Here is a 6,462-nt window from a genome sequence, read left to right on the forward strand (position 1 = left end):
ATAAGAGACAGGCCGGGGCCTGGGCCGGTATCGGGGTCGGCGTCGGCGGCTGCGGCTTCGATCGGCTCCGCTATCGGTTCGGCATCGGCGCCCTTACCAGCTATTCGCCCATCCACCTCGCGATAAGGCATACCCGCCTGCACCGGGAGCCCATCGGGTCGCGACTGCCCGGGGGCACCCGCCTCAGCCCCGCGCCTTGCCGCACTCGCCATCGATTGCGCCTGCTCCCTGCGTCCGTGTGACCGGAATGCGATCTCCATGATATCCGAGCTGGTCCGACCCGTCCGCGCGAGCGAATCACCAGGTCCGGGCCTCGGTGACATGCCCGTCGGGCCGGATCAGCACTGACCCCGGGGCGTCCCAGCCGGCACTCAGGGCCCAATCCGGCCCCAGCACGCCGGTCGCGGCGATGGTAGCGGCCTCGATGCCGGAGCCGCCGCCGATCCGCTCACCCACCGCGCTCCCGCCACCGATCGCCAGCCGCACGAAGCGTCCCGGCCCGATCTCCCGCAGCAGCTCGTACAGCTGGACCGGCGGACCGTCCGCGCGCGCCAGCAGCAGGTCCGGGACGCGCGCGCCGAGCCGTACGTCCCCACCGCCGGCCCCGTCTCCGTCGCGCCCATTGCTTCCGTCGCCCCCGTCGCCTGACCTGCCAGCCGCCGGCCGCATCGGGTACCGCACCGCGATCCCCGACAACCGCCGCGCGTATTGCAGATTGACCTGCGGATGCTCGGCCAACAGCGCCCCGAACCGAGCCCGCAGCGCAGCGCCGTCGGCCCCGGTGGCCGCGACCAGCGCCATCTGCGCGTGCACGTCCTCCAGCACCCGCTCCCCGGCCGGCCGCCGCTCCGCCTCGTAGCCGTCGAGGAGGGCGTCGATCGCCTCGGCCTTGACCGCCTCTTGCAGGCTCTCGTCGTCTTGCGGACCCTCGTCGTCTTGCAGACCTTCGTCCAAGCCATCGCGCAGGCCATCGTCCAGGCCACCGCGCAGGCCTTCCTCCCGGTCCTCCCGGTCCGCCCGCACCGCCGCGGCCAGCCGCCACGCCAAGTTGTGCGCGTCCTGGATCCCCAGGTTCATGCCCTGGCCGCCCATCGGGAAGTGCACGTGTGCGGCGTCCCCGGCCAGCAGCACCCGGCCGTCGCGATAGCGATCCGCCTGTAGGGCCGAGTTCCCGATCGTGGAGATCCGCTCCACCTCGCCGAGCCCGTAGTCGCTCCCGGTGATCCGGATCAGCGACTCCCGCACCATCTGCGTCGTCCACGGCGTGACCAGGTCGGTCATCACGGTGTGGTCGATGGTCGAGACGATGAACCGGCCGTCCGGCAACGGGATCATCAGCAGCAGCCCCTGCTCGCTGTCCTGCAAGTACTCCTCCGGCGGCGGCGGGGTGGCCAGTTCCACCAGCGCGGCCGGGCTGACGATGGTGTCCGGGGTGCCGTTGAAGCCGATGCCGGCCGCGTCCCGCACCGCGCTGTGCGCGCCGTCGCAGCCCACGACGAACCGCGCGCTGACCTCGTACTCGCCGCCCTCGTCGGGCTGGATCCGCACCAGCACCCGGTCGGCCCGCTGCCGCAGCCCCACGACCCGCCGCCCGCGCAGCACCGTGCCGCCGCACCGGACCAGGTGCTCCTCCAGCAACTGCTCGGTCTGCGCCTGCGGCTGGAGCAGGATGTAGGGGAACGTCGTGGGCAGCGCGGTGAAGTCCAGCCGGGTCGTGCCCATCGCGAAGTGCCACGTCGGCGAGCGCCGGCTGGTCGCCACCATCGGCGCCGCGACCCCGCGCGAGTCGAAGATCTCGATCGTCCGCGGATGCACCACGAACCCGCGGGACCACGTAGGGCGGCTCTGGCGCGCTTCCACGAGCTGGACCCGCACCCCGGCCGCGCTCAGTTCGGCGGCCACCCAGCAGCCGACCGGACCGGCCCCGACCACCAGCACATCCACGTCTGGTGGTGACGACATCCGTTCCTCCCGGTCGGCCTGAGTACGAACGATGATAGCGGGCGGTCTGCAACCTTTCGGTAGGCAGCCTGATCGGAATCTTGTGACGGGGCCGAAGGCAAGCAGGGCCGAAGAGCGGCAGGCGCGGCATGGCATTGGGGGAGGGATTCAGTGGACCGGCTAGAGGGGTTCGCGGAGTACGCCGGGGCGCGCCAGCGTCACCTGCGCAGAAGTGCCTACCTGCTGTGCGGCGACTGGCATCTCGCCGAGGACCTGACCCAGATGACGCTGGTCAACCTGTGTCGCAGCTGGGGACGGGCCCAGCGGGCCGCCTCGCTGGACGCCTACGCGCACACGGTTCTCGTCAACACCTTCCTGCGCCACAAACGCAAGTATCAGCGGCAGGCGGAACGGGCGGCGCAGTATTCCTCGGGCATACCGGAGACGGCCCCCGCGGACTCGCCCGATCTGCGTCTCTCCCTGCAAGCCGCGCTGCAACTCCTCCCGGCGCGGGCACGCGCCGTGGTGGTGCTGCGGTTCTGGGAGGACCTGAGTGTGGAGGCCACGGCCGCCGCGCTCGGGTGCTCCATCGGCAACGTCAAGAGCCAGACGTCCCGGGCCCTGGCCAGGCTGCGGGAGATCGTCGGCGATTCCCTCATCGACACCGGACTCCGGTGAAACGGATGGAAATCAGATGACTGACGAAATGTTCCCCGGCTACGACCGGGACGAGCACGACGGATATCGGGAACACCCCGGGGCTGCCTTCGCCGGCGAGTTCGGCGACGAGCCCGCGCTGGTCGACATGGTGCCGCGCGCGCTGGCGGGGTACGAGCGCGGGCGGCGGCGCCGGCAGATGGCCGGCGTGGGCGGCGGGGTCGCGGCGGCGGCCGCCACGGTGCTGGTCGCGACCCAGCTGGTCGGCGGTGCCGGGGCCGGCGGCACGGTTTCGGCGACGGGGCCGGGCGGGGCCGTGGGCACCTCGGCGGCGATGGGGAAGCCGACGCCGACGCCGGTGCGTCCGCCGAGCACGTCCAGCGCTACCCAGCCGGGCCCCACCTGCGACCAGACCTTCCAGCTCGTGGATTTCCCCGGCGATCCGGTCCTGCCGATTCCCGACGCCACCGCGGCGAGCGCGCTGTGCCACCTGGGTGTGAACACCTTGGACCGACTGCTCCCGGGCCACACCTGGGGGCCGGGCCGAGTACGGATTGATGCTGACACCCTCTCCTACGTGCCGGACAACTTCACGGCCGACGGGTACCACACTCCGGGTGCCGGCGACACCACTTCGGTGGCCGTGGAGATCAGCCCCCGGCCCGTCTTCTCGGCCCTCTGTTCCAATGTCTGGTACCCGCAGACCACCTGCCGGGACGTGACCCTGGCCGACGGCACACCCGGTATCGAGTTCGATTCGGCACCCAGCGGCGACAAGCCGGGCGGCTACACGCTCTACATCGATCTCCCGGGCGGCCGTCAGTTCCAGTTCGCCGCCGCCTACCAGGCCGGCGGTCCGCAGCCGGTGACGCTGGACGGGTTCCTGACGCTGATCAAGTCTTCGGGGTTCGATCAGTATGTGGAGCAGTACAAGGTGCTGATGGGCACAATGTCCTAACGACCGCGGTCCCAACGACCGCGGTCCCAACGACCGCGGTCCCAACGACCGCGGTCCCAACGACCGCGGTCCCAACGACCGCGGTCCCAACGACCGCGCAAGTCTGCCGCGCGCCGCGCCGACCACCGGAGGACGACCAGTGCCCACCCCCGCCGACCAGACCCTGCTCCGTCGCGCGATCGCCATCGCCGCCCACGCCGTCACCCTCGGCGACGCCCCCTACGGCTCGCTGCTCGCGTCCGCGGACGGGACGATCCTGGTCGAGGACCACAACACAGTGCGCCGCGACGACGACATCACCGCGCATCCGGAACTGAAGCTCGCGCGCTGGGCCGCCCGCGAGCTCAGCCCCGAGGTCGCCGCCACGACGACGATGTACACGAGCTGCCAGCCGTGTGGGATGTGCGGCGGCGCCATCGTGCGCTCGGGGCTCGGGCGGGTCGTCTACGCGCTGGGAACCGACCAGCTCATCGGACTGAATCCGGGTTCTGAGTGGCCGGTGGTACCGCAGGACGGGCCGGCTTTGTTCCAGGAGGCGCGGGTTCCGATCGAGGCTTACTACCAGAGGTAGCCACGGCTTTCATGGCTCGCGGCTCTCATGGCGTGTAAGGCAACTGCGGCACCTCGAAGCAGTTGGTATCCATGTCAGGCACCTGCGTCACCCACCCGCCCTTGCCGCCCTGCGCAGAGTCCTGCCACCGGGCCGCGTTCAGGCACGCGCGGGTGTCGCCGGTCGGCGGGGGAGTGGGGGTGAAGGAGGCCGGCAGGATCAGGTTGTGGGCGTCGTAGGGCTGCGGGCGGTTCATGAAGCGCTCGACGCAGACGCGGGTCACGTCGGCCCCGCAGGAGCTGATGGCGTCGGTGAGCCACTGCGCGGCCGCCCAGCCTTCCAGGTCCCAGGCCGAGAGCTGCGGCACCTGGTCCGGGAAGTAGCGGGCCATCGCGGCACGGAACTGCTGGACCGCCGGGTACTGGACGTCCTCGTAGTTGCGGCTGGAGGACGTCGCCCACAGGACGTTGCGGCAGCTGGGGGAGGAGCGGTAGTCATCGCGTACTGATTCGCCCCAGTTCTCGACGTTGGTGACCTTCGCCAGCACCTTCACCCCGGCGGTGTCCATCGCGTCGCAGAGTTCGGCGTTACCCCGGGTGTCCATGGCGTCGAAGACCAGCTGGGTGCCGTCCGCTTTCATCGACGCGACGACGGCCTGGAAGTCGGGGAGCGCGAGGTCCACGGTCTGGGACAGGACGTGGTAGCCCTCGGCGCGCAGGCCGGCGGCGAGCTGCGAGGCGTAGCGGGTGGAGTCGGCCTGGTTGTAGGCGACGACCGCGGCGCGTCCGGTGCCGAGGCGCTGCTTGAAGAAGCGGAAGATCTCGGTGCTCTGATAAAGGGTGCCGTTCCAGCCGACCGTGCGGCCGTCGCGCGGGGAGCTGCTGCCGCCGATGGCGTACAGGTGCGGGTACTGGTCGTAGACGGTGGTGATGGGCTGGCCGCCGACGTCGGGGACGGCCTTCTTGGAGACGTAGGAGGCGCCGGCGTAGTCCAGGGCGGCGGTCGCGTTCAGGGCGAAGACCTGGTCGTGGTCGATGAGCTGGTGGACGCAGTCCTGGTTGCCGATCCCGCTGCCGCCGTCGTCGCACACCGAGACCGCGACGGTGCGGCCGTGGACGCCGCCGCTGTCGTTGAGCGCGCGGAAGAAGGCTTGGGCGCCGTAGCTGGGGGCGCTGAAGGCGGCGGAGCCTACGGGGCTGGTCAGGGAGGCGAGGATACCGACGCGGATCTGGGTCGGGGTGACGCCGGTGTCGCTGGCGGGGTTTTGGGAGTTCTGACCGGTGCCGGTGCCGCCGTTTTGCGCGGGGGCGGTTGTCGTGGGGCGCGGGGCGAAGGCGCTGGCGGAAAGGCGGGTGCCGCAGCCGGCCGCTGCCAGCGTTGACGTCGCGAGCAGCGTGAGGAGGGCTAGCAGTCTTGGCGTCACAGGCTCGGTTCTCAGCTGCATCCTGGGAGCGAGGTGTTGCCGGTGAGCGCGACCAGGCCGCACAGCGTCGCGTCCGCCACCTTCCAGGTGCCGTCCTGCAACACCGCCTTGCCCGTGGCGTTCGGCTCCACCACGGTGCCCTGCAGGGACAGCGAGTAGGTCACGGTGGCCGTCGTCGGCGACGTGAACGCCACGTTCGACACCACCGCCGACACCTGCTTGACCCGCGGATCCGCGGCGAAGCCCTGGAGTAGTGGGCCGAGTGCGCCGCCGTTCTCCAGGTACTTCGCCTTGTCGGCGATCGTGGTGTTCGGGTTGAAGAACGCCTGCCAGTTCTGCTTGATCTGCGCCTCGGCGGCGGTCGAGTCGGCGGGCCCGCCGGCGGTGGCCGTGCCGGTCGGCGAGGTCGAGGTCGAACCGGTCGTGCTCGGCGTCGAACTCGTCGACGGCGGCGTGCTGCTCGTCGTCGACGAAGACGGCTTGCTGCTGCCCCCGCCGCACGCCGCCGTCGCCATCAGCACCACCGCCGCGATACCAGCCGCACGTCGTGTCATCGCCATGGCTTCCACTCCGCCTTTAGTGCGATCGAAGGACCCAACATCACCTCAGCATGTCCCTTTATGTATAAACCGCAACATAAGCGGTAGAAACCCGCCATGCCCCGGTTGCCACACCTCCCGGCGACCCCCAAGCCGCCCGAGCCGCCCAAACCGCCCGAGCCGCCCGAGCCGCCCCCGGCCCTGTCGCCTGCGGCGCTGATCCGCGCCGCCCGCGAATGGGCCGGCTGGTTCGTCGTCGCGGCCGGCGCGGTCTTCGACGATGCGGTGCTGCCGGACGGCGCCGCGTTCCTGGCGCAAGCGGCGGCCGCCCGCCTCGCACTCCCCGGAGCCGGAGCCGGAGCCGGAGCTGGAGCTGGAGCTGGAGCCAAAGCCG

6 protein-coding genes and 1 pseudogene are annotated in these 6,462 nt (G+C 71.0%); 4 read left to right on the plus strand and 3 right to left on the minus strand.

Features of this window, described 5'->3' with window-relative positions:
* Positions 1–297: 297 nt before the first annotated feature.
* On the minus strand, positions 298–1,962 hold the full coding sequence (locus IZR01_RS47250; RefSeq protein ID WP_194927669.1) for an FAD-dependent monooxygenase: 1,665 nt from the start codon (positions 1,960–1,962) through the stop codon (positions 298–300).
* A 150-nt stretch (positions 1,963–2,112) separates the two neighbouring features.
* Here IZR01_RS47250 and IZR01_RS47255 point away from each other — a divergent pair, with 150 nt between their 5' ends.
* From IZR01_RS47255 to IZR01_RS47265, 3 genes are all read left to right on the plus strand, one after another.
* On the plus strand, positions 2,113–2,619 hold the full coding sequence (locus tag IZR01_RS47255; RefSeq protein ID WP_194927670.1) for a SigE family RNA polymerase sigma factor: 507 nt from the start codon (positions 2,113–2,115) through the stop codon (positions 2,617–2,619).
* Between the two features lie 16 nt (positions 2,620–2,635).
* Positions 2,636–3,556 (plus strand): hypothetical protein, encoded by a 921-nt coding sequence (locus IZR01_RS47260; protein ID WP_194927671.1) that lies wholly within the window; start codon positions 2,636–2,638, stop codon positions 3,554–3,556.
* A 139-nt stretch (positions 3,557–3,695) separates the two neighbouring features.
* Positions 3,696–4,127 (plus strand): nucleoside deaminase, encoded by a 432-nt coding sequence (locus IZR01_RS47265; RefSeq protein WP_194899951.1) that lies wholly within the window; start codon positions 3,696–3,698, stop codon positions 4,125–4,127.
* 25 nt (positions 4,128–4,152) lie between these two features.
* Here the strand turns inward: IZR01_RS47265 and IZR01_RS47270 are convergent, their stop codons facing one another.
* Both IZR01_RS47270 and IZR01_RS47275 read right to left on the minus strand, forming a co-directional pair.
* Positions 4,153–5,550 (minus strand): ABC transporter substrate-binding protein, encoded by a 1,398-nt coding sequence (locus IZR01_RS47270; protein WP_194927672.1) that lies wholly within the window; start codon positions 5,548–5,550, stop codon positions 4,153–4,155.
* Entirely contained in the window at positions 5,541–6,089 is a 549-nt protein-coding gene (locus tag IZR01_RS47275) for an MTB12 C-terminal domain-containing protein (protein WP_194927673.1), read from the minus strand. The genes IZR01_RS47270 and IZR01_RS47275 overlap by 10 nt, the downstream gene beginning before the upstream one ends.
* A 96-nt stretch (positions 6,090–6,185) precedes the next feature.
* Between IZR01_RS47275 and IZR01_RS47280 the strand changes: the two are divergent.
* Positions 6,186–6,462, plus strand: a pseudogene (locus IZR01_RS47280) (carboxyl transferase domain-containing protein); the annotation flags it as partial.

The sequence above is a fragment of the Catenulispora pinisilvae genome (genome assembly GCF_015356865.1).
Taxonomy (GTDB): domain Bacteria; phylum Actinomycetota; class Actinomycetes; order Streptomycetales; family Catenulisporaceae; genus Catenulispora; species Catenulispora pinisilvae.

Bases quoted from the DNA above. Each gene is read 5' to 3' on its own strand.
- IZR01_RS47270 (WP_194927672.1), bottom strand. From the start codon at position 5,550: ATGCAGCTGAGAACCGAGCCTGTGACGCCAAGACTGCTAGCCCTCCTC.
- IZR01_RS47260 (WP_194927671.1), top strand. From the start codon at position 2,636: ATGACTGACGAAATGTTCCCCGGCTACGACCGGGACGAGCACGACGGA.
- IZR01_RS47250 (WP_194927669.1), bottom strand. From the start codon at position 1,962: ATGTCGTCACCACCAGACGTGGATGTGCTGGTGGTCGGGGCCGGTCCG.
- IZR01_RS47275 (WP_194927673.1), bottom strand. From the start codon at position 6,089: ATGGCGATGACACGACGTGCGGCTGGTATCGCGGCGGTGGTGCTGATG.